Source organism: Thioalkalivibrio sp. ALR17-21 (genome assembly GCF_000420185.1).
GTDB lineage: Bacteria > Pseudomonadota > Gammaproteobacteria > Ectothiorhodospirales > Ectothiorhodospiraceae > Thioalkalivibrio > Thioalkalivibrio halophilus.
The window spans coordinates 1-21,463 of the sequence record NZ_ATUL01000033.1 but is presented as its reverse complement, the minus strand read 5'-3'; the positions used below and the strand labels follow the sequence as shown (position 1 = coordinate 21,463).

Annotated in this window: 19 protein-coding genes; 6 read left to right on the top strand and 13 right to left on the bottom strand. The window is 67.1% G+C overall.

Annotation, left to right across the window (positions count from 1 at the left end; all coding sequences use genetic code 11):
* From G020_RS0113340 to G020_RS0113310, 7 genes are all read right to left on the bottom strand, one after another.
* Positions 1-675: GTP 3',8-cyclase MoaA (locus tag G020_RS0113340; RefSeq protein ID WP_024329956.1), on the bottom strand; the 675-nt coding region annotated here is incomplete at its 3' end.
* Positions 668-1,603, bottom strand: a complete 936-nt coding sequence (locus tag G020_RS0113335) for a molecular chaperone TorD family protein (protein WP_024329955.1) — start codon at positions 1,601-1,603, stop codon at positions 668-670. The genes G020_RS0113340 and G020_RS0113335, both read right to left, overlap by 8 nt.
* Positions 1,604-1,690: 87 nt before the next feature.
* Positions 1,691-2,902, bottom strand: a complete 1,212-nt coding sequence (gene nrfD / locus G020_RS0113330; RefSeq protein ID WP_018946172.1) for an NrfD/PsrC family molybdoenzyme membrane anchor subunit — start codon at positions 2,900-2,902, stop codon at positions 1,691-1,693.
* Between the two features lie 12 nt (positions 2,903-2,914).
* A complete protein-coding gene (locus G020_RS0113325) occupies positions 2,915-3,661 on the bottom strand; it encodes a 4Fe-4S dicluster domain-containing protein (RefSeq protein WP_341853163.1) in 747 nt (248 codons plus the stop codon).
* Positions 3,662-3,695: 34 nt separating this feature from the next.
* Entirely contained in the window at positions 3,696-6,236 is a 2,541-nt protein-coding gene (locus G020_RS0113320) for a molybdopterin-dependent oxidoreductase (RefSeq protein ID WP_024329954.1), read from the bottom strand.
* Positions 6,233-7,492 (bottom strand): 4Fe-4S binding protein, encoded by a 1,260-nt coding sequence (locus G020_RS0113315; protein ID WP_018946175.1) that lies wholly within the window; start codon positions 7,490-7,492, stop codon positions 6,233-6,235. Before G020_RS0113315 ends, G020_RS0113320 begins: the two co-directional genes overlap by 4 nt.
* Before the next feature lie 270 nt (positions 7,493-7,762).
* Complete coding sequence (locus G020_RS0113310) at positions 7,763-8,752, bottom strand: MBL fold metallo-hydrolase (protein WP_024329953.1); 990 nt, start codon at positions 8,750-8,752, stop codon at positions 7,763-7,765.
* A gap of 359 nt (positions 8,753-9,111) precedes the next feature.
* On the opposite strand from G020_RS0113310, the gene G020_RS0113305 reads away from it, so the two are divergent.
* The 5 genes from G020_RS0113305 (at position 9,112) to G020_RS0113285 (ending at position 13,792) form a co-directional block, all read left to right on the top strand.
* The gene (locus tag G020_RS0113305; protein WP_018946177.1) at positions 9,112-9,582 is read left to right on the top strand and encodes a peptidylprolyl isomerase; all 471 of its coding nucleotides are present in this window, start codon (positions 9,112-9,114) and stop codon (positions 9,580-9,582) included.
* Between the two features lie 149 nt (positions 9,583-9,731).
* On the top strand, positions 9,732-10,577 hold the full coding sequence (locus tag G020_RS0113300; protein WP_026288889.1) for a PhnD/SsuA/transferrin family substrate-binding protein: 846 nt from the start codon (positions 9,732-9,734) through the stop codon (positions 10,575-10,577).
* Positions 10,561-12,099 carry a HAMP domain-containing sensor histidine kinase gene (locus G020_RS0113295; protein WP_024329952.1) on the top strand — a complete coding sequence of 513 codons (1,539 nt, stop codon included), beginning with the start codon at positions 10,561-10,563 and terminating at the stop codon, positions 12,097-12,099. The genes G020_RS0113300 and G020_RS0113295 overlap by 17 nt, the downstream gene beginning before the upstream one ends.
* Positions 12,096-13,493, top strand: coding sequence for a sigma-54 dependent transcriptional regulator (locus G020_RS0113290; RefSeq protein ID WP_024329951.1), 1,398 nt, complete (start codon positions 12,096-12,098; stop codon positions 13,491-13,493). The genes G020_RS0113295 and G020_RS0113290 overlap by 4 nt, the downstream gene beginning before the upstream one ends.
* 98 nt (positions 13,494-13,591) lie before the next feature.
* The gene (locus G020_RS0113285; protein WP_018946181.1) at positions 13,592-13,792 is read left to right on the top strand and encodes a hypothetical protein; all 201 of its coding nucleotides are present in this window, start codon (positions 13,592-13,594) and stop codon (positions 13,790-13,792) included.
* Between the two features lie 27 nt (positions 13,793-13,819).
* Here the strand turns inward: G020_RS0113285 and G020_RS0113280 are convergent, their stop codons facing one another.
* The 5 genes from G020_RS0113280 to G020_RS0113260 all read right to left on the bottom strand — a co-directional run bounded on the left by G020_RS0113280 (position 13,820) and on the right by G020_RS0113260 (position 19,811).
* On the bottom strand, positions 13,820-15,154 hold the full coding sequence (locus tag G020_RS0113280; RefSeq protein ID WP_024329950.1) for a diguanylate cyclase domain-containing protein: 1,335 nt from the start codon (positions 15,152-15,154) through the stop codon (positions 13,820-13,822).
* Positions 15,151-16,644, bottom strand: a complete 1,494-nt coding sequence (gene kaiC / locus G020_RS0113275; RefSeq protein ID WP_019590582.1) for a circadian clock protein KaiC — start codon at positions 16,642-16,644, stop codon at positions 15,151-15,153. The genes G020_RS0113280 and kaiC overlap by 4 nt, the downstream gene beginning before the upstream one ends.
* A complete protein-coding gene (locus G020_RS0113270) occupies positions 16,641-16,940 on the bottom strand; it encodes a circadian clock KaiB family protein (protein WP_018871300.1) in 300 nt (99 codons plus the stop codon). The genes kaiC and G020_RS0113270 overlap by 4 nt, the downstream gene beginning before the upstream one ends.
* A gap of 100 nt (positions 16,941-17,040) precedes the next feature.
* Positions 17,041-17,700 (bottom strand): ADP-ribose diphosphatase, encoded by a 660-nt coding sequence (gene nudF, locus G020_RS0113265; RefSeq protein WP_019590583.1) that lies wholly within the window; start codon positions 17,698-17,700, stop codon positions 17,041-17,043.
* A complete protein-coding gene (locus G020_RS0113260) occupies positions 17,697-19,811 on the bottom strand; it encodes a S9 family peptidase (RefSeq protein WP_019590584.1) in 2,115 nt (704 codons plus the stop codon). Before G020_RS0113260 ends, nudF begins: the two co-directional genes overlap by 4 nt.
* A 288-nt stretch (positions 19,812-20,099) precedes the next feature.
* On the opposite strand from G020_RS0113260, the gene G020_RS0113255 reads away from it, so the two are divergent.
* Positions 20,100-20,531 (top strand): DsrE family protein, encoded by a 432-nt coding sequence (locus tag G020_RS0113255; RefSeq protein WP_019590585.1) that lies wholly within the window; start codon positions 20,100-20,102, stop codon positions 20,529-20,531.
* Between the two features lie 79 nt (positions 20,532-20,610).
* Here the strand turns inward: G020_RS0113255 and G020_RS0113250 are convergent, their stop codons facing one another.
* Complete coding sequence (locus G020_RS0113250; RefSeq protein WP_019570551.1) at positions 20,611-21,060, bottom strand: Rrf2 family transcriptional regulator; 450 nt, start codon at positions 21,058-21,060, stop codon at positions 20,611-20,613.
* Positions 21,061-21,463 lie beyond the last annotated feature (403 nt).

The following is a 21,463-nucleotide window of genomic DNA, read 5'->3' as shown; positions in this document are numbered from 1 at the left end:
CTGCTCCAGGTCGCGGCGCACGTCCTGCAGGTTCACGTAGTGGCCTTCGTTTGCCGCGCGCCCGGTGTCGCCCACCGGCATGGTCTCGATGAAACGCAGGGTGAAACCGTGCTCGATGCAGAAGTCGACCATGTCGCCGACCTCAGTATCGTTGATGCCGCCCATCACCACCATGTTGATCTTGATCGGGTCCAGCCCGGCGCGCTTCGCCGCCATCAGCCCGTCGATCACCTTCTCCAGCTTGCCGCCGGTCACGTCCTTGAAGACCTCCGCGCGCAGGGTGTCCAGGCTCACGTTGATGCGCCCGACCCCGCCCGCGGCCAGCGCGTCGGCGTGCTTCGCCAGACGCACCGCATTGGTGGACAGCGAGATGTCGTCGATGCCCGGCAGGGCGTTCAGCCGCGCCGCCAGATCCGGGAGGCCGTGACGCACCAGCGGTTCGCCGCCGGTCAGGCGCACCCGCCGGGTGCCAAGGCGCCCGAAGGCCGCCATCACCCGCTCGATCTCGTCGAAGGTCAGCCAGTGCTCGGGCACTTCGAAGTCGCGAAAGCCCTCCGGCATGCAGTAAAAGCAGCGCAGGTCGCAGCGGTCGGTGACCGACACGCGTACGTATTCGATGCGCCTCCCGTGCCGGTCGACCAGGCCCCGATTTACGCTCCCGGACGGGTCAGACATGCTTGCTCACCGCCGCCGGCAGTTCCACCGTGGTTTCCGACAGTCCCATCTCGCCGGCACGACAATCCGGACAGGCCTCCAGGTGTTCGGTCTCCAGCCCGCGCGCCTGCAGCTGCTGCAGCATGAACACCATGTCGCGGCCCATGGCGAATTCCTTGCCGCACACCCGGCAGGCGGCCGGGGCCTCCAGCGAGCGCTCGGGCGCCATGCGCGCGTCCAGTGCCTCTTCCAGCGACGGCCTGGCGGCGGTTTCGGCGTGCACTTCGGGAGCCAGGGCCTCCAGGTAGACCACGTCGGCCTCCAGCACGTCGCGGGTCACCCGCCCCAGCTGGCGCCAGGCTTCCGCGGTCGGGAGGTGCGTTACCGCCTCGTCCAGCTGTTCCAGCCATCCGGGGAACCACGACAGCATCAGCTGACGCACGAAATAGCGCGCATCACCGGCGATCGCGGCGCATTCCTCCCGGTCCTCCGTCTCCGCGGCCTTCGCGTGCAGGAAAGCGACGAACTGGAGTTGCAGGGCCAGGTGATCCGGAAGATCGCGGAATTCGCGGTCCCGGGTCAGGCCGTGGCGCTGGTAAAAACGTTCCATCTCCACCGTGCTCTGCCCCATCAGGGCCCCGTCGAGCTGGATGCCGGCATTCAGAGGAGCCGGAAACGGAGGAGCCAGGAACAGTCGGCTGTAGACGCGCAGCAGGCCGCCCTCGGCGTCCGCGGTGGACCGCAGTGCCGACGCCAGGGCGTCCAGTGCCCCGGCTGCGGGGACTCCGGTCGCTTGCCGCAGGGCTTCGAGATCCGGAACCAGGTCGTCCCGCAGGGCATTCGCCCGCTCGGATTCCTTCGGCGTCAGGAACGCCTGCCCGAGGCAGAGCAGGGTCTCGCCGAAGGGGACCAGGAAATCGGTTTCGGTTTGCGTTGCTTCAAGGTTCATTTTCGCTCCTTGTATACAAAAACGGGCCGGAGGCGTACCCCGGCCCGTCCCTGTGGCCGTGCCACATTCACGCGGATGGCCGGCCTCTCAAGAGCGTGCTTCGGCCGTGGCTTCGGGTTCGGCTTCGGCCTCGCCCGGCTCTGCCTGCGGCATGTCGCTCAGGTTGAACAGCCGCTCGCCCAGGGCATACAGGGCGAAGACCAGGGCGATACCCATGACGGTCAGCACCCATTCCGTCGGCGACGGCACGTAGGCCACCAGGTCACGCTCCCAGGTGCCCTTGAACAGCGGGACCACCTGACCGCCAACCACGAAGTACAGGCGCTCGATGAACATGCCCACCAGCACCAGCACGGCGGCCAGCATCTGGATCGCCGGCGACTGGCGCAGGCCGCGTGCCAGCAACAGCACGAACGGCAGCAGGATGCCGCCCCACACGCCGAGATGGAACCAGCCCGAAGCCAGCAGGTAGTCCGCCCACACGACGTTCACTTCGGTCGCATTGGCATACAGCCCGGTGGTCAGACGCGCCAGGAACATCACCAGGGTGATGAACAGCAGGATCAGGAACAGCCGCGGCAGCGGGCCTTCCATGTCCATGCGCAGCGCCTTCGGCATGCGTTCGGTATTCATGCCGTAGCTCAGGTAGGTGAAGAACACCAGCGCGGCGACACCGGTCAGCGCTGCGGTGGCGTAGAACCACACCGGCAGGGTCGGGTCGTACCAGAACGGACGCATGCTCATCATGCCGAACACCAGCGCCAGCGTCCCGGCGGCCAGCACCACGGCGATGAAACCCGCGATTCCGACCTGACGGCTGAGCTTGCTGCTCCAGTCGCCGCGTTCCATGCGCTGGAACTTCCACAGCAGGAAGATCAGATCCGCCAGATAGAACACGCCCATCCAGAACATGGCCGACTCGACCTGCAGGTTCAGCGGGATGGCCCACAGCATGCGGAAGGTGTGACCGATCTCCATGGCCAGCACCGCAAGCCCGGCGACCAGGGTGATGATCGCCAGCCAGATGGCCCGCTTCACCAGCGGGTAGTACTGCTTGAACCCGAACACCATGGCCAGCGCGGCCAGCAGCGTGAGCCCCGAGGACATCAGGGCGAAGTACACGTAGGTGGAAATGGGCAGACCCCACGCCACGTTCGCATCCATGTTGAACGCGGCGTGACCCTGGGTCATCAGCATGAAGCCGGAAAAGACGAACGCGATGATCGCGATCGCCGCTCCGACGTAGAGCATCGGCGTGAACAGCGCCGGATTGCCCGATTGGTTGTCTTGCGCAGTCATGAATCGTCTCCCTTACGACTTGGGCTGGAACGCGGGAATGCCCGCGCCGGCGCCGAGGTAGTAGACCTGCGGGCGGTTGCCGGTGTGGTCCTTCAGGCGAATGCCGTTCTTGTTCCCGATCAGCTTGTTGACATTGCTGGCGGGATTGTCGAGGTCGCCGAAGAACCGGGCCTTGGGCGGGCAGGTCCGCACACAGGCCGGAACGTAATCGACCAGCTCGGGATCATCCTCGTCGAGGTCCGGGACCCCTTCGGGGGCTTCCTTCACGCGGTGGTAGCAGAAGGTGCACTTGGACACGACGCCCTTGGGCTGCACGCCGATGCCACGGCGATAGTCGGTATCCGGGCTCTGCCCCGGCGGATCCCACAGCTGCCCGCCGCTGCCGGCAAAGACCTCCTTGAGATCCGGCTCCACCAGCGGCTTTTCATCCGCGAAGAACCGCACGCCGTAGGGGCAGGCGATCATGCAGTACTTGCAGCCGATGCACTTGTCCCAGTCGATGAACACGATGCCGCCCGCATCGTGGTCCTTGTAGGTGGCCCGGGTCGGGCAGACATGCACGCAGGACGGGTCCTCGCACTGCATGCAGGGCCGTGGCAGCCACTTCATCTGACCACTGGGATACTCCCCTTCGGTGTAGTACAGAACGTCCTGCCAGCTCTCGCCCGGCAGGGTGTCGTTCTCCATGTCACAGGCCGTGGTACAGGCCTGGCAGCCCGTACATTTATCGAGGTCAATGACCATTCCCCATTTCGCCATTCTCTAGTCTCCTCTTGCGTTCCGGACCGCGCGCTCAGACGCGCTCGACATCGACCCGGCCGGTGTAATAGGCCGCCAGGCCCGAGATCGGGTCCGAGACGTTTTCGGTCATTTCGTTGGGGTTACCCGGTGCGGTGGCACGCTCCTGGGCCTCGGCCCAGCGCCCCTGGGCCCAGTGCCCGTGCTCGTAGGGCAGGATGATGGTGTCCGGACGGTTCTGCGGCATCAGGCGCACGTAGGCCTCGATACTGCCGAGATCCGCCGTGATCCGGACCCGGTCGCCGTCCTTGATGCCGCGCTCGCGCGCCGTCTGCGGGTGCATCTCCACGTAACAGCGATCGTTGCCGCCAACGCTGGGCTGCATCAGGGCCGTGGCCTGCGGGATATTCCCGCTGCGACCCTCGGCGGTCATCGGGGTCTTGGGCGTGACGAAGTGCAGGTCCCGATTGCCGCCCGTGTATTCCGGATCCAGCCACTGCGGGAAACCGACCCGGTCCCGGCTCACGTTCAGATGCTGGGTGATGTAGTCGACCTCAGCGCGCAGGTAGGAGGAATCGAACTCGAACTTGCCCGATTCGGTGGGCATGAGCTTTTCCCTGACCTCTTCCTCGGTCATCTCGATGTTGTAGCCCTCGCCATCCCACTCGTAGAACACGCCACGGTGCTGCTTCCAGTGGTAGGGCTTCTTGTACCAGACCCCCTGCTCTTTCCAGGCCTCCCAGCCGTCGACGCCGTTGTCGCCGGGATCATCCTCGAATCCGCGGGCAAGGTGCTTCAGCAGGTTCTCGACGTTATCCACCTGACGGTAGTAGTCGCTGGTGGGCCCCTTAATCCGCTTGCCGATCTCGATCATCATGTTGCCGAACTCGGTGGTGTCGTAGATCGGCTCCACCGCCGGCACGCGCAGCGCGGTCATCGGCCAGCCCTCGAACGGATAGGTCGGCGAGTCCTGCAGGCGCTCGAGGTAGGTCGATTCGGGCAGCACGATGTCGGCGAACTTCGCGGTCTCGCCGGGATACGGCGAGGTGTCCACCACGAAGATCTCGCTCATCATCTTTTCCCACTCCGGCGCATCCGGTGCGGTCCAGATGGGATTGGTGGTGTAGAACATCGCCATCTTCAGCTTGTAGGGGTCGCCGGCGTTATGGTTCTTCGCGACCTCCTGCATCATGGTCCCGGCGAACGGCCAGCGCTCGGTGCCGGCCATGTCGATGCGCGGATAGCGGCCTTCCATGGTCCGCGAGATCCCGTCGCGGTAGTCGTCCGCATCGGCCGGCCCGGAAGCATAGGACGGGCCCATCTGGTAGAACAGCCCGCCCTCGGCGAACATCGAGCCCGACAGCGCGTTCAGCGCATGGATCGCCATGCCGTTATAGACCCCGTTGGTGTGCGCGGTGGGGCCGCGCTCGAAGATCGCCATGGCCGGGCGCGTGGAACCGAATTCCACCGCCGTCCGGCGGATGTCGTCCGCGTCAACGCCAGTGATCCCGGCCGCCCATTCCGGCGTGCGGTCCTTGAGCTCGGCGTTCCACCAGTCGGCGAGCCCCCGGGTCCAGACCTCCTCGAAGCGCTCCGCGTCCACGGTGGAGCCGGTGGAGAAGCGGTTCTCGCCGTCGTCGAAGTCCCCCACGAACTCGCGATCCCACAGCCCTTCGGTGAGGATCACGTGGGCCATGGCCAGGGCCAGGGCCCCGTCGGTGCCGGGTTTGGTCATCAGGTAGCGGTCCGATGCCGCCATGGTGGGGTTCATGCGCACGTCCACCGTGGTGACCCGGGTCTTCGGGCTCTTGGTGCGCATGTGACCCCAGACCTGCATCAGGTAGTTGTACGGGCGGAAGGCCTCGAGAAAGCCCGCGCCGAAGATCAGCAGGTAGTTGGTGTTCTTGTAGTCGTAGGAGTTGTACGACACGTTGCCTTCCAGTGCGCCCTTGGCGTGTTTGGAACCTTCCGCGCAGATGGAGGCATGACCAATGGCCGCGTTGGGGGTGCCCACCAGCTTGCCCCAGTCGCCATACAGGCCCGCGTCCGAGGGCCCCCAGCCGCGACCGTACAGATGCGCAATCTTGTGAGCCTCGCCATTCTCGCGCAGTTCGTTGATCCGCCCGGCGATCTCGTCGTAGGCCTCGTCCCAGGAGATGGGCTCCCATCCCGGATCCTCGTCCCGACCCTTGTTCGGGTTGGTCCGGCGCATGGGCTGCTTGAAGCGGTCCGGGTCGTAGAGGAAGTACGTTCCCAGATGCCCCTTCGGGCACAGCTTGCCGTTGGCGATCGGATTGCCCGGGTCGCCGTAGATGCTCGTCACCCGCCGATTACCGGTGGACGGGTCTTCATGGGTGTAGACATTGATGCCGCAGCGGGCCGGACACTGGTGGCAGATGTTCTTGGTCATCTGCAGGTCCTTCCAGCTGCCGTTGGAGGCCGCGGCCGCATTCGACGGTGCAGCCCCGCCCGCCCCGGCCGCGGAAAAGCCGGTCAGCTTGGCCATGCCGGCGGCGCCGAACGCCGCGGCCCCGGTTGCCCCGGAGGTCTGCAGAAACCGCCTCCGCGTGAACATGCTCTCGAGGATATTCTTCATATCGGACTCTCACTCCCTCTCGTCTTCGCATCGGCGCTGGCCGCATCGCGACTCGCCTGTTGTACCCGGGCACCGCAGCCATCGGGCGCCCGGGAATCGGGGGCCTGCCCGAAGAGCAGCTCGTAACCACCCCCCGCGAGCAGGCCGTATTTCTTGTCGCAGGACGGACAGAAACGTCCTTCGCCGCCCGCGAACGGTCTCCGGCATTCCGGACAACGGCGGAATGCATGCCGGGTCAGTTCTCCCGACTGCCCCCCTTCGGGGTACGAGGTGAGCGCGCGCTCGGGACATACGCGCACGCACAATTCGCAACCGATGCACTCCTCCGGACGGAAGTGCAGTCCACTCCCGCCCTCGGCATCGAAGGCCTCCAGCGCCCCGGTGGGACACAGCGAGGCGCACACCCGTTGGTTACAGCAGGCGTCCTGATCCACGTTCAGTCCGGGGCGCTGGCTGGCCGGGAGCGTTTCATCGAAACGCTCGAGCGCGCGCACCATGCGCTGTCGCGGGGGCGCGGGGATGCGATCGCGCAACGGGCGCGACGGGCCCTCGCCTTCGGCCTCCATGGGTGTGTCGTCCAGCGCTCCGGCGACCTCCCCGGCCATGCGCCGGAACAGGCCGCGACGGCTCACGGCAGTCATGGCCGAACGCGCCGGCGGGCCGTCGCCCCGTGCCCGTTCGCGCGGCAACCCGCGCGCCTCGAACCGCGGCAGCAGCGATTCCATCGCCTCCGCGGCGTCGAGGGCCGCGGCCGCGGTTTCCAGGGCGGTCTGCGCCGGGCGGGCACACCCCCCGGCGGGACACCGTTCGCACCAGCCACGATCCAGCACCACCACCGGGCCATCACGCAGACTCGTCAGCTCGGCCACCGCCCCCGCGTCGAGTCCGCCGGTACAGGGCACGCGCAGGGCCCCTTCCGGAGATACCTCCTCCGGCACCCGCCAGCAGTCCACATACAGGGGTTCGTCGCGGGCCGGGGGCATCTCCTGCATGGCCTCGGTGCGCGGGAAATCCGCCGCGCGCAGGGCACCGGTGGGACAGGCGGCAGCACAACGTCCGCAGCGCAGACAGCCATCGCTCAGCTCCAGCTTCCCCTTGACCGCCGTCAGGACATCCACCGGGCAGGCGCGCGCGCAGTCATCGCAGCGCGACAGCGGCGAACGCGCCGGCAGGCAGTCCTCGGCCAGAAAGGCCAGTTCGGAGATATCCGGGTGCAACCGGCGAAACCGGATTTCGGCGGTATCGGCTGATGACATGAACGCTCCGGCTCGGAAAGTCAGGGCCCCGGGGGCCACCAATCACCCGATCGGAAGCAAGGGACATGCCGTGTTCCCGAAATGCCTCCATGGCGCGCCATGCGATCTTTTCCTTTCGCCCGGCGTTACTGCACGGTGACGAGGGCGTACACGAGCGGCCGGACGCCGGTTACCTCACGGTGACGCCGGGAGCGTTCAACGAAAGCACACAAAAAAGCCCCGGCACCGTTTCCGGTACCGGGGCCTCTGTCGGGCGAAGCGGGGCCGCCGTCACTCCATGAAAAGATACGTCCGGTTCACGTTCGTCCGGTGCCACTGATCAAAATGGAGCAGATGTTCGAACTGCGGAGCATCCGCCAGATCGTTCACGGCTTCGTCCAGGCTGGACCAGTCCTCGATGTGCCGGGCCGAACCCTCGGTGATGTAGCGCATGTAATCGATCGTGTCGGCCTTCACCCGCGCCATGTCGGCCACGTCGCCGTGCCCCGGTACCACGGCGGCCGGGGCGCGCTCTTCCAGCTGATCGAGGGCTTCCACCCACTGCACGGGGTCACTCCACGGATGGATACCGAGGATACGGTCGACGTAGACCAGGTCGCCGGAGAACAGAACGTCGGTTGCGGGCAGATACAGCACCGCGTCACCCGGGAAGTGGGCATCCGCCCAGTATTCCAGATGGAATTCGGTACCACCGATCTCCAGCACCTGCCGGTCGCCTTCCAGCGGCGCATCGGTCACCACCGGCTCGCTACCCTCGAACCGATCATCCAGCACGCCCGAGAGCCGGTCCATATGACGGTCGGCAAAGTCCAGTCGGGTCGCGACCGTCCGTTCCAGCGCGATCAGCTCCGCACCCTGCTCCTCGAAATAGCCATTGGCCAGCCAGCGGTGGTCCTGGGCGCCGATCCCGATCACGTGCGTCACGGGTTTTTCGGTCACTTCGGACACCGCCTCTTCCAGAAGCCCGCCGAAACGCCGGGAGGGGCCGGAATCGATCAGCACCACGCCTTCTTCGGTGACCACGAAGCCCAGATTCACGTTCAGGGCCTCGTTCTCGTAGGTGCGGTTCTCCACGGAACCAATGATTGCGTAGATATCTTCGGCCACGCGCACGGGCTGCAGCGCGTCCACCCGTTCGAGATCGGAGGTGCGCGCATCACTCAGGCGTTCACTGTCCGCCGGGATCTCCACCCCGGCGGCCGCCGTGGTGGCCATCGCGAGGGAAAGGCACCCCGTCACGAGCCATCTGTTCATCGTCATCAATCGTTCTCCCCAGTTCTTTGCGGAATTCGGTCCAGCCCGGTTCGTCCGGGCCCCACCCTGACAGGACGCCGGTTCGGGCCGGTCTCTTCCCTCATGCCTGTCAGGGACAAGGGATCCTGGCGTACGGTGAATCCGTTACCGGAGTGTAACCTCCGGCGCCATCGAACCGCGGGCGATGTTACCCCGCGGTAATCGACAGCCGACAGGAAAACCCCAAGCCATTGAATAATAGCCGTATTTCAACATGGTCCGAGTCTTGCTTCCGGAGCCGGTGAAGCGTGCTCCTCCTGTGGGCCTTGTCAGGCGGCCCGCCCCGTGCGGGCCCTGACCCTTTTATTTCCTGAACGGGACACCCTATGCCGCCGAATCACGAAGCCTCCGATCGCTGCGTGCGCAACGGTGATCACGTTCACCTTCGCTACAGTATCCGACCCGAGGGTGAACTGCCTCTGAATACTGCCGGACTGGATGCGGACGAACACGAAATCCGCCTTCGCATCGGGGCCGAAACACCCCCGCTGCCGGGGCTCGACGAAGCCGTGCTCGGCCTGGCGACGGGACAGCCGGAAGAGCTGGAAATCCCCGCGGCCCGCGCCTTCGGCGAACGCCGTCCGGAACTGGTTTTCGAGGCGGTGCGCGACAACCTGCCCGCCGACGTACGCCTGGAACCCGGACTGCCACTGTACACCGGAGACGAGTCGGGCCGGCGTGCATGGCAGCTGCGGGTGGTGGAACTGACCGAGCGCGGCGCACTGCTCGACGGCAACCACCCGCTGGCCGGCCATCCGCTGCGTATCCGTGCGACGGTCCTGGCCATCAAGGACTGAAACTCGAACCGACGACCGTTCCGGCCGCCCCGTTTACCGGTGTACAGTCTGTTCACCACGTTACAGAATGTTCACGAACGTTCACCAGGGGAAACACTGATCAATAGTGTTTCCCAAGGGGCGCGCCGCGAGTTCGGCTGGAGGGAATATTGAATCGACGCGGTTTTCTCGGAATGGCGCTGGCGGCGCCGGCCGGAAAGCTGCTGGCCGACGGTCCGGAAACCCGCGTGCTGCGTTTCGGTCTTACGCCGGTCTTTCTCGACCACCGCGAAGCGCTGCTGCGGCGCTGGCGGCACTTCCTGGAACAGCGACTGCTCAGGCCGGTGCGCTTTATCCAGCGGGGGAGTTATGCCGAGGTCATGGAGCTGCTGCGCCTGGGTGACCTCGACGTCGCCTGGCTGTGCAGCTACCCCTATGTGCTCGAGGAAGAGCGGTTACGGCTGCTGGTCACCCCGGTTTACGACGGACGGCCCCTCTACCGTTCGTACCTGATTGTTCCTGACTCCGATCAGGACACCCACACCATCACCGATCTGCAGGGCCGCTTCTTTGCCTACAGCGACCCGGACTCGCTGTCCGGCTACCACCTTCCCCGTCATGCGATCTTCGCCACCGGCGCGGATCCGGATGGCTACTTTGCCCGTACGATCATGTCGTGGACCCATCGCAACGCCATCAAGGCCGTGGCCGAACGCCTGGTGGACGGAGCCGCCGTGGATGGCTATGTCTGGGACATGCTGAAGCAACACGAACCCGCGGTGGTCGCGCGTACCCGGATCGTCTCGCGCTCGCGTTACCACGGTTTCCCGCCGATCGTCGCGCGTGACGCCTTTCCCGAGGAGGACGCCCGGCACTGTCGCGAGGTGCTGGACTCGATGTCCGATCACGACGAGGGGCGCGGGATCCTTGCGGCCCTGGGGCTCGACGGGTTCGACCCCACGAGTCCCGAGCTCTACGACAGCGTGCGCCGGATCGCCGATGAAATGGCTATCTGAATGGCCCTCGCCGGCCAACCTCAGTCTGCGCTACAAGATCCCGGCCCGGGCGACGGCCCTGATGCTGGTGACGGCCATCGCGCTGACCAGCGCGATCGTGACCCGAGTCTATGACGAGCTCCGCCAGGATCTGTTCAACAATGCCGAGATCCTCGGTGGCGTACTGAGCGAGACCCTGGTCGAGCCGATGCGCAACGACGACGTCTGGCGCGCCTACGAGATCATCCGCGCACCCCTGGTCGCGGGCGACAACGGCGCGGACAAGCTGTTGCTGGTGGACGACCGGCAACGCATCTTCGTCTCCAGCCAGCCCGGGGAAACCCGCATGCTCGCCTCGGTGGAGGAGGCCGGCGCATCCCCGACCCCGGTGGCGCAAGCCATCGAGGACATGTTCAGCCGCCCGCAAACATCGGATGCCACCCCGCCCGCTCCACGACGTCTGGTCGGGGAAGAACACTATTTCATGCTCCAGCCGGTCATGGCCGACGGGGTCATGATGGGCACCCTGATCCTGCGCTATCCGCGGGACATTCACTGGCCGCGCTTCGTGGGGATGGTGGAACGCGCGGCGACGGTGACCCTGCTGGTCCTGCTGGCCCTCCTGCCACTGAGCTGGTGGTGGGGGCGGCGCATGGCCCGCCCGCTGACCACCCTCGCCGACTGCATGAAACGCGTCGGTGACCGCATCCCTGAAGAACCGGAATGCCGGCTGCAGGAGTCGAACGACGAGATCGGACAGCTCTCCCGCCGCCTGCGCGAGATGCTCGCCGAACTGCGCCAGAAGGAGCTCCTGGAGCAGCAGGTCATGGCCTCGGAACGTCTGGCGGCCGTCGGTCGGCTCACCGGCGGCATCGCCCACGAAATCAACAATCCGCTGGGCGGCATGCTCAACGCCATCAGCACGCAGAAACGCCACGGTGACACCGACGCCCGCACAGCACGCACCCTGGACCTGCTGGAACGCGGGCTGCTGCAGATCCGCGACACCGTCTCCGCGCTGCTGGTCGAGGCACGTCCGGAACGCCAGCCACTGGCGCCCACCGACCTGCAGGACGTGCGCACGCTGATCCAGCCGAACATCCAGCGCAGGAAGGCGCGCCTCGACTGGCATGACGATCTGCGCGAAACAATCCCCCTGCCCGCCGCGCTGGTGCGGCAGATCCTCATCAACCTGCTGCTCAACGCCACCCAGGCCGTGGAAAACGGCGGGCGGATCGAGTGCCGCATCCGGTACGATGACGATGCCCTGAAACTGCAGATCGGCAATACCGGCCAGCACATCCCGGAAGACCGGGTCGCCCGCCTGTTCGAACCCGATGCCCCGCCGGGGGGCGAACCGCGCGAAGCCGCCGCGGGACGCGGCATCGGACTCTGGATGACCTGGCAGATCACCACCCAGCTCAAGGGGACGATCGACGTCGACAGTCGGCCCGGCTGGACCGAATTCCGAGTCCGGCTTCCCCGGGCCGAGGCCCTGGAGCCCGCGCTGCCGCCCACTGACAACCGTTCGGAACGCTCATGACCACATCTTCCTGCCGCATCCTGCTGGTCGAGGACGATCCCATCATGGGGGAATCGCTGTACGACCGCTTCGAACTGGAAGGCTTCGAAGTCACCTGGTGCCAGACCGCCGGCGCGGCCCGGGAGACACTCGAAGGCGACCGTCACTTTCACCTGATGGTGAGCGATATCCGCCTGCCCGACCTGACGGGCGACGCCCTGTTTGCGCAACTCCAGGAGACCCTCGCCCAGGAGACCCCGCGAACCCTGTTCATCACCGGGTATGGCGCGGTGGAAACCGCAGTGGACCTGCTCAAGCGGGGGGCGGCCGACTACATCACCAAGCCCTTCGACCTCGACGCGCTGATCGGGCAGATCCGCGGACTGTGCGCCGAGGAAGACCCGCGGATGCAAACGGCTGATGCCGTTTCTGCGGCAGCGGATCTTTCCCTGGGCAAGTCACTGCCGATGCAGCGCATGGCGGCGATGCTGCCACGCGTGGCCGCCCGTGCGACCACCGTGCTGATCACCGGCGAGTCCGGTGCGGGCAAGGAATTCGTCGCCCATGCCCTGCACAACGCGGGGCCGAATCCGGATGCCCCTTTCGTGGCCGTCAATTGCGCCGCCCTGCCCGAGAATCTCCTGGAGGCCGAACTCTTCGGCCACGAGAAGGGGGCCTTCACCGGAGCGACGCGCCAGCGTCGCGGGGTCTTTGAACAGGCCGACGGCGGGACCTTGTTCCTCGACGAAATCGGTGACATGTCGCTGGCCATGCAGGCCAAGCTGCTGCGCGTCATCCAGGAGCGCCAGGTCACTCCGCTGGGCTCGGAAAACCCGCTCGACGTGAACCTGCGGCTGGTCTGTGCCACCCATCGCAACCTGCGCGAGTACGTTGATCGTGGTGATTTCCGCGAGGACCTCTTCTACCGCATCAACGTCGTGCACCTGCGCATCCCTCCGCTGCGCGACCGCCGCGAGGACATCCTGTGGCTGGCCCGCCAGACCCTGGAGGACCTGGCCCACCGGGAAGGAGGCGAACCCCGACGTCTGGCCGCCGACGCGGAACAGGCGATGCTGGAACACGAATGGCCGGGCAATGTCCGCGAACTGCGCCACTGCCTGGAGCGGGCCACCATCTTTTCCCCGGCCCCGGTGCTGGGCGAGGCGGATCTGTGCGACCCGGCCGACCCCGATCACCTGCCGCCCTCCGGGGACCCGTCAACCGCAGCGACAGACCCGGCATCCCGCCCTCCGCTGGCCGACTACCTACAGGCGCAGGAGGCCGCCTACATCCGCCAGGCGCTGGAACACCACGAATGGCGCATCACGCAGACCGCGGAGCACCTGGGCATCAGCCGCAAGAACCTGTGGGAGAAGATGCGCCGGCACGGGCTGCAGGGACCCGGGGCGGAATAAACCCTGCGCCGGGCCGTCACCCACCGAGAGGCAACATTCCCGCCGCCGGGTCACCGCCGCCGAGCGATCTCCGGGGCAGGGAACACGGGAGGCGCGTCATGAACCATCGCTACACCCGCTACACCGCCATCACGGTCGCCGGTGCGGCCGCACTGGGCCTGTTCATCACCGGGGCGGGCTCCGCCGTCGCCGATACCGAACGCTCGGCGACCCCACTGGAGACGGTCGGCACGCCCGCCAAGGCACGCGACGATGAAGGCGACCGGCGCAGGATCCCGGACGAGTCCTGCCCGGCCTGACGGAATCCCGCAACCCCGCGGCCGGGCTCAGGCGCAGTCGGTCGACTCTCCCCGGGGCGGCTTCGGGGACGGTTTGTCTCCGACTTCGCTCGCGAATGCGAAGAGGCCGCGCCCGCGATCCTTGGCGCGATACATGGCCTGGTCGGCCTGGTGGATCAGGCCGTCACAGTCGTGGCCATCATCCGGATACATGGCGATGCCCACGCTGGACCCGATGTGGATCTCGTGATCGCGCACGTAAAACGGAGCCTGTAGTGCGTCGATGACCTTCTGGGCCACGATTCCCGCATCGGCCTCGCGCCGGATGTCCCGCACCAGCACGATGAACTCGTCCCCGCCCAGCCGCGCGACCAGGTCGCTCTCGCGCACGGTCTCGCGCAGGCGTGCGGCCACGGCCTGCAGGATCTCGTCGCCCACCGCATGTCCCAGGGCATCGTTGACCGGCTTGAAGTGATCCAGGTCCACGAACAGCACGGACACGATGTCGCCGTGGCGCCGCGCCTGCCCCAGCGCCAGATCGAGATGCTGATGGAAGGCGGTCCGGTTCGGCAGATCGGTCAGCGGATCGGCGTGCGCCAGATGGTCCAGGCGCTGCTGGGCCTCCTTCCAGCGGGTGATATCCTCGAAGGTCACGATGAAATGGGTCGGCTGCCCCATCTCGCCACGGACCGCGATCACCGTGGTCCAGGTGTAGCAGGGCCCGCCGTCGCGCCGGCGCTTGACCAGCTCGCCCTCCCAGCGGCCGGCGCTGTGCACCGCGGCCTCGATGGTTTCCAGCAGGGCCGGGTCCTGGTATTCCGAATCCAGCAGTTCGCCCATCGGCCGGCCGTGCACCTCTCCGGGCTGGTACCCGGTGATGGACATGAAGGCGGGGTTCACCTTCAGCACGCGCTGCCCTGCATCGGTGATCAGCAGCCCCTCGGAGGCGTTCTCGAATACCTGGGCCGCCAGGCGCAGCTCGTCTTCCATGGCCTTGCGCTCGGTGACATCGCGCAGGATCGCCAGGCTGGCGTCCTCCCCGTCCCAGCTCAGGGCGGTCACGTGCATCTCGGCGACGCGCGGGGCCTCGCCGGGAGGCAGCACGTCGATCTCGGTGCGTCCGGGAGCCGTCGGGAAACCGAACCCGGTGCCCCTCAGGGCCTGCAGGTCGCGCCCGAACAGCCGGCTGGCGGCCGGGTTGGCATAGCGCAGAACGCCCGCCGAGTCCACCACGATGATGGCATCGGCGGAGGCCTCGAGGATCGCCCGCAGGCCATCGCCCGACGGACCCGCGCCGGCGAAGTCGCCGCCCCCGTCGCCCGCCCACAGCACGGCGCCGGGCACCGCGGCCGGGGGCATCGAAAGGTCCGGATTCGGCATCATGTGTCCTCGTCTCCTTGCTGCACATGCACGGGATGGCCTTCGAGGATACCCTCCACGCCACGGAAGCGCTCGCCGACATGCATCCCGCGACCGTCGATGTTGAAACGCCGGATCCCGGCGTCATGTCCCGCGCCGCGCATCTTCAGCACGGCCAGGCCGCGATGGACCCGCCCGCGCATCTCGACATAGCGCAGGACGATGATGGAATCGGTCAGGGTGGAGATGTGCGCCTCGGTCACCGAGGCGCCGCCCATCAGCGACGGCGTGGAGGCGGTGAACAGCCCCGCAATCTGACGCTCCTTGATGAACGAGGTCAGGCTGATCACGAACTCGCGGAAACCGCGCGGGCTGGCCACGCGCTCCAGCGCGGTCAGGCTGTCGAGGGCGACCCGGTCCGGGCGGAAGCGGTCGATCTCCTCCTTGATCCGGACCAGGTGGTCCTCCAGTCCGGCGGCCTCGGGGTAGTCGCAGCGGATCGCCAGGTTCCCGGCCTCCTCCGCCGGGGCATAATCCACGCCCCACCCGCGCGCGTTGCGCATCAGCTGTTCGCGGCTTTCCTCGAAGGCGAACAGCATGCAGCGTTCGCCGGCGGCCAGTCCGCCCGCGGTGAACTCCGTCGCCATCAGGGTCTTGCCGGTGCCGGTAGCACCGGACACCAGCACGATCGAGTCGCGGTAGAAACCGCCGCCGCACATCCGGTCCAGCTCGTCGTTGCCGGAGGTCGTGCGCACGTCGGTGGAATGCTGGGTCAGCTCCATCGCCGACAGCGGGATGGCGATCAGCCCGCCCTCCGGCAGGATGGTGAACGGGTACTCGCCCTTCTGGTGCTGCGTACCGCGGAACTTGAGGATCTCCAGCGTGCGCCGGCGGGTCTCGTTCTCCAGGATGTTGCGCAGGATCACCACGTTGTCGGCGACGAACTCCTCGACCCCGTGACGGGCCACGGGGCCGTATTCGGTCTCGCGTTCGGCGGTCATGACCGCCGTTACGCCCAGGGCCTTCAGCCGGGAGGCGATGCGGAACAGGTCACGGCGTACCTGGCGCGTGTCGGGGAAGCGCGAGAACATCGCGCCCAGGGAGTCGATCGCCAGACGGCGGGCCCCGCTGCGCTCCACCGCATGCTCGATGCGCGCCACCAGGGCCCCGAGGTCGTAGCTGCCGGCCTCCACCGTCTCCTCGTCCGGATCCGGCGACACGTCCACGAAGGTCCAGCGACCGTCGGCTTCCCAGTCCGCCATCGGCCAGCCGAATGCACTGAAATTGCGCCGCAGGTCCGCGGGCGACTCCTCGCAGGTCACGAACACGCCGGGGGTGGCATCGCGCTGGATGCCGGCGGCCAGGAACTGGCCGGCAAACACGGTCTTGGCACTGCCCGGGGTACCGGCAACCAGCGTGGTGCGCCCCTCGGGCAGACCGCCACGGGCGATCGCGTCGAACCCCGGGATCCCGGTGGCCAGCTTGTCGATTCCTCCACCCATTTCTGCGGTCATTGCAGGGACTCCCGCTGCCCGGGCGTCACCAGCTCCAGCCCGTGCAGCACTTCGTCGCGGTCGGAGAGATCGCCGATGATGCGGCGGATCGGCGGAGGCAGCTCACGGATCAGGGTGGGGGTGGCAACGATGCGCTCGTTCTCGCCGCGCTCGGGATTTTCGAGCACGTCGATCACCTCGATCCGATAGCGTCCCTGGAGTTCCTCTTCACAAATGGCCTGCAGATTGGCCAGTGCCCGTGCGGACCGGGCCGTCTGCCCCGTCACATACAGGCGGAGCAGGTATTCCTGCGCCACAAACCCTCCCCGGACGGCGGTTGCGCCCTTGTCTCGAGCAGGGAATTATCCGGAAGCCACCCGCCATGCGTCAACGCAACCCGGTCCGGACCGGGGGGCTTCAGCGACGCGGCTCATCCGCCCGGGCACCCGCTCCCCATTCGCACCGCAGCCGCTCGCGATTGAGGGCCAGCCACTGCAGCGCGATCACCGGAGCCGCCGAGTCGATCCGGCCGTCGCGCAGCAGCTGCATCGCCTCGTCGAAGGGCACGGTGAACACCCGGATGTCCTCGTCTTCGGCATCCAGTCCGTGCACGCCCCCGGCGCCGAGGCTGTCCACCTCGCCGCAGTAGATCCGCAGCGACTCGGAATTGCCGCCGGGGCTGACATACACCTCCTGCATGAACTCGATGCGCGCCGGGTTCACCCCCGCTTCCTCGAAGGCCTCGCGCCGCACCACGGCTTCCGGCTCCTCGCCCGGTTCGATGACCCCGGCGACGAACTCCAGCAGCCAGGGTCCGGCCGGCTTCTCCAGCGCGCCGATGCGGAACTGCTCGATCAGCACCACACGGTCGGCCACCGGGTCATAGGGCAGCAGCACGGCCGCATGTCCGCGTTCGAAGCGCTCGCGCGTCAGCGGCCGGCTCCAGCCACCGCCGAACAGCCGGTGGCGCACCGTATAGCGGGCCATACGGAAGAAGCCCTCGAACAGCGACTCGCGCTCGAGGACCTCGACATCTTCGGGCCCCAGGCCCGGGCGGCGGCCATCGCCGGCGCTCACGGGGCCTCGACCTCATCGATGTCCTGACGCAGCAGCTCCAGGCGTTCCTGCACCGGCTCCGGGTATTCCGCCTGCCGACGCCCGCCGACATGCTCGGCGAGAAAGCCCTCCAGGCCGGCAAAGAACGCCAGGCGGTTGGTCTCGTTGACGAAACCGTGGCCCTCGTCCAGCGCCAGCAGGTATTCCACCGGATGCCCGGCGTCGCGCAGTGCCGCCACGATCTGGTCCGACTCGGCCTGCTTGACGCGCGGGTCGTTGGCCCCCTGGGCCACCAGCAGCGGCGACTCGATGCGGTCGACGTGGAACAGCGGCGACTGCTCCTTCAGCCGCTCGCGGTCCTCCGGATCGTCCGGGTCACCCACACGCCCGTGCATGCGCTTGATCCCGGCCTCCCAGTAGGGCGGGATGGATTCCATCAGGGTAATCAGGCTGGACGGGCCGACCATCGACACCCCGGCGGCGTAGAGCTCCGGGGTCCAGGTCAGCCCGGCCAGGGCCGCATACCCCCCGTAGGAGCCGCCATAGATCGCCACCCGATCCGGATCGGCGATGCCCTCGTCGATCAGATGTTTCACCCCGTCGGTCACGTCGTGCTGCATCACGCCGGTGCCCCACTCCTGATTGCCGGCATTGAGAAACACCTTGCCAAAACCGGAGGAACCGCGGAAATTCGGCTGCAGCACGGCGTAACCACGGTTGGCGAGGAACTGCACCTGTCCGCTGTAGCCCCAGGTGTCGCGCACCCAGGGACCGCCGTGCGGCATCACCACCAGGGGCAGGTCCTCGGCCTCCGCCCCGCGCGGCAGGGTCAGGTAGCCCGGGATCTCGGTGCCATCACGGGCCTCGTAGCGGATCGGCTCCATGTACGCCAGCACATCCTCGGGAAGATCCGGCCGGGTGCGATACAGGCGTTCGAGTTCGCGTTCGCGCAGATCCGCCACCCAGGCACTGCCGGGATCGACGTCGCGCTGCACGCCCACGGTCCACACGTCCTCGTCACGGGTTCGCGAGGAGAACGACAGCTCCGCGTCACCCAGCTCCGAGCGCAGCCAGTCCAGCGCCTGCTCGAATTCCTCGTCGTGCGCGTAGATCCGCTGCCGGTCGCCGGTGTACTGCGTGGCCAGCAGGCGGTGGTCCTCGTCGGAAAACAGCGCGCGACCGAGATCGACTTCGCCTTCCGGGTCGCGGTGCACCCGGGTCTCCTCGCCGGAATCCGGGTCGAACAGGACCAGCTCGCTCAGATCGCGATCCTCGCCCGCGTTGGTGCGCAGATAGAGCCTGGCGCCATCCTTGTGAAATCCGGCCACAGAGCAGCTCTCGCCGAACTCGCAGGCGTAGATCTGCCGGAAGTCGTCCTCGCCATCGACGCGCAGGATCTCGCTCCCTCCGTCGCCGGTGGTGCGCGTCGCCTTGCGCAGCTCGCCCTCGTGGAAATGCCAGCCTTCGATCTCCGCGGTGTTTTTCACCACCCGCTCGCGCTCACCGCTGGCGATGTCGACGCGGTAGACGTCGTGCAGCCGGGGATCGCGCTCGTTCAGCCCCACGAACAGATGTTCCGGCGCCTCTCGCGGTACATGGATGATCCGCGCCTGCACCCCGTCACCTCCGGCCAGTGCGCGTGAGTCGGGATATCCGTCGGCCTCCGGGTCGGGGGTCTCCGGGGCCTGCAGGGCCCGGATCTCGAAGTCTTCGTCACCGTCGGCGTCCCGCGCGTACAGCAGGTACTCGCCGTCGCGCGACCAGAAAAAGCCCGAGACCGAACGCTCTTCGGTGGTGACCGGCTGAGCCTGCTCGACCGGCTCGCCCCGCGCCACCACATGGATGTTCATCGCCCCCTCGTAGGGTCGCAGGAAGGCGACACGATCGCCGTCCGGGGAGATCCGCGCGGAGGCGTATTCCGGGTCACGGAAGAAGCGTTCCAGCTTCACCAGCGGCGGCGCATCCTCGGTCCACGGGCCGGCGCCCTCCTCGGCCGGTGCGGTCTCAATCTGCGCACCGGCAAGGGCCGGCAGCGTCAGCAGCAGCGCACCCATGATCGCGGTGCGCCCGCGGGGGCCTCTGGCCCGGTCGCGCGCGCCGCGCCGGTTCGTCCTGTCCAGCGTCTCCAGCATCACGTCCTCCCCAGTCGCTCTGAATACAGGATGACAGCATCGGCCGGTTCACGGTTCCGCCGCCGGCCCGGGAACTTCCTTCCCCGTCCCGCATCTACTGGTGAGATTCCGGCGAAAGACCTGCCTCCCGAAAGGAGCCGCGTGCCGCACCCCCCGGGAATCCGCGCGAACAACGAAGCACCCGATGCGACGCAATCGACATCTGGACGCAGTCTGATTTGCATTCCATATAAGCATTGGACTACATTCGGAAACGCTTACATACCAGCCAAACGGGAGACGTACCCCATGCGTACCATGAAGACCCTTGCAGCCGCCGCTGTCCTGACCTTTGCCGGCGCCAGCGCCGTTCAGGCCGACGAACCCTCGAAGATGTTCTCCAGCGTCACCTCCGGTGACAGCCACACCCAGTTCATGTCGATGGTGCTGAGCAACCAGGCCATGGGTCAGGGTCAGGAAGTGCGCGTGCTGCTGTGCGGCCCGGCCGCCAAGATGGCGACCGACGACTTTGACGGCGCGACCATGCAGCCCGCCGACCGCAACGCCCAGCAGCTGCTGATGAACCTGATCAACAACGGTGCGAAGGTCGAGACCTGCGCCATCTTCCTGCCCAACACCGACTACACCGAAGAAGACCTGATCGACGGCGTCACCCCGGCCGACCCGGAAGACGTGGGCGCCTACATGGCCGACCCGACCGTGCGCTACTTCTCCAACTAAGCCGCACGCTGCCCGGCGACCCCGGGCAGATCCCCGAGGGCCCTCCATCCGGAGGGCCCTTTTTTATGGGCGGGTCGGCTCAGCCGGCGTCGGGGGCGTGCGGTTCGATCTGCAGCAGGGTGCGCAGACGGGCTTCGTTGCGAACGATGTCGGCGAGGGTGTAGCGGTCGAGCACGGCGAGGAAGGCGTCGCGCGCCTCGTCGAGCAGGGGCTTGAGGCGGCAGGCCGGCGCGACCGGGCACCATGGCCGGGTGCAGTCGATCACTTCCAGCGTGGGTTCCATGTTGCGCACAACTTCGCCGAGGTTGATCTCCTCGGGCGCCACCGCCAGCCAGATCCCTCCGCCCTTGCCACGCCGGTTGGCCAGATAGCCGAGCCGCCCCAGGCGGTGCACGATCTTCACCATGTGGTTGCGCGGGACCTCGAAGCGCTCGCTGATCTCCGAGACCGTGGTGCGGCCACCATCGGGCTGCACGGCCACGAACAGAAGCACGCGCAGTGCATAGTCCGTATGGCGGGTAAGCTGCATGGCACCGACCTCTTGCAGAAAGGCCGGCCCGCGCGCAACGCCGGGGCCGGCCCTTGTATTAGCTTTGACTAATTTAACATGCCCCGTACCCGGCGGCACGCGTCGAACATCGCGCCCGTCACCTCCGTGTCACCGGTGTCACTAGGGAAACACTGATCAATGTACACGTTCGCGTTGGCACCCCAGGTTTTCCGAGACAAGGCGCGGTGCGCAGCCGGTAGTGGTTCTACCGGCAAGGGCCGCAACGCAGGATCGGGGAACCTGGGGTGCCAACCCCGAAGGGGCTCGGCCGCCCGTTGTTGATCAAAAACGGGCGCGCGCACGGCGTTGCGGCTCCCTTGTGCAGAATGACTGCACGGCGGTCGCCGCGCCTTGTTCGCACGCAAAAGCGACTCGAGCGCGA

Coding starts and splice junctions, on each gene's coding strand:
- G020_RS0113310 (WP_024329953.1), bottom strand. CDS start 8,752: ATGACGATGAACAGATGGCTCGTGACGGGGTGCCTTTCCCTCGCGATG.
- G020_RS0113325 (WP_341853163.1), bottom strand. CDS start 3,661: ATGGCGAAATGGGGAATGGTCATTGACCTCGATAAATGTACGGGCTGC.
- G020_RS0113255 (WP_019590585.1), top strand. CDS start 20,100: ATGCGTACCATGAAGACCCTTGCAGCCGCCGCTGTCCTGACCTTTGCC.
- G020_RS0113305 (WP_018946177.1), top strand. CDS start 9,112: ATGCCGCCGAATCACGAAGCCTCCGATCGCTGCGTGCGCAACGGTGAT.
- G020_RS0113280 (WP_024329950.1), bottom strand. CDS start 15,154: ATGATGCCGAATCCGGACCTTTCGATGCCCCCGGCCGCGGTGCCCGGC.
- G020_RS0113260 (WP_019590584.1), bottom strand. CDS start 19,811: ATGCTGGAGACGCTGGACAGGACGAACCGGCGCGGCGCGCGCGACCGG.
- G020_RS0113250 (WP_019570551.1), bottom strand. CDS start 21,060: ATGCAGCTTACCCGCCATACGGACTATGCACTGCGCGTGCTTCTGTTC.
- G020_RS0113335 (WP_024329955.1), bottom strand. CDS start 1,603: ATGAACCTTGAAGCAACGCAAACCGAAACCGATTTCCTGGTCCCCTTC.
- nrfD (WP_018946172.1), bottom strand. CDS start 2,902: ATGACTGCGCAAGACAACCAATCGGGCAATCCGGCGCTGTTCACGCCG.
- G020_RS0113315 (WP_018946175.1), bottom strand. CDS start 7,492: ATGTCATCAGCCGATACCGCCGAAATCCGGTTTCGCCGGTTGCACCCG.
- kaiC (WP_019590582.1), bottom strand. CDS start 16,644: ATGACCGCAGAAATGGGTGGAGGAATCGACAAGCTGGCCACCGGGATC.
- G020_RS0113295 (WP_024329952.1), top strand. CDS start 10,561: ATGAAATGGCTATCTGAATGGCCCTCGCCGGCCAACCTCAGTCTGCGC.
- G020_RS0113320 (WP_024329954.1), bottom strand. CDS start 6,236: ATGAAGAATATCCTCGAGAGCATGTTCACGCGGAGGCGGTTTCTGCAG.
- G020_RS0113285 (WP_018946181.1), top strand. CDS start 13,592: ATGAACCATCGCTACACCCGCTACACCGCCATCACGGTCGCCGGTGCG.
- G020_RS0113290 (WP_024329951.1), top strand. CDS start 12,096: ATGACCACATCTTCCTGCCGCATCCTGCTGGTCGAGGACGATCCCATC.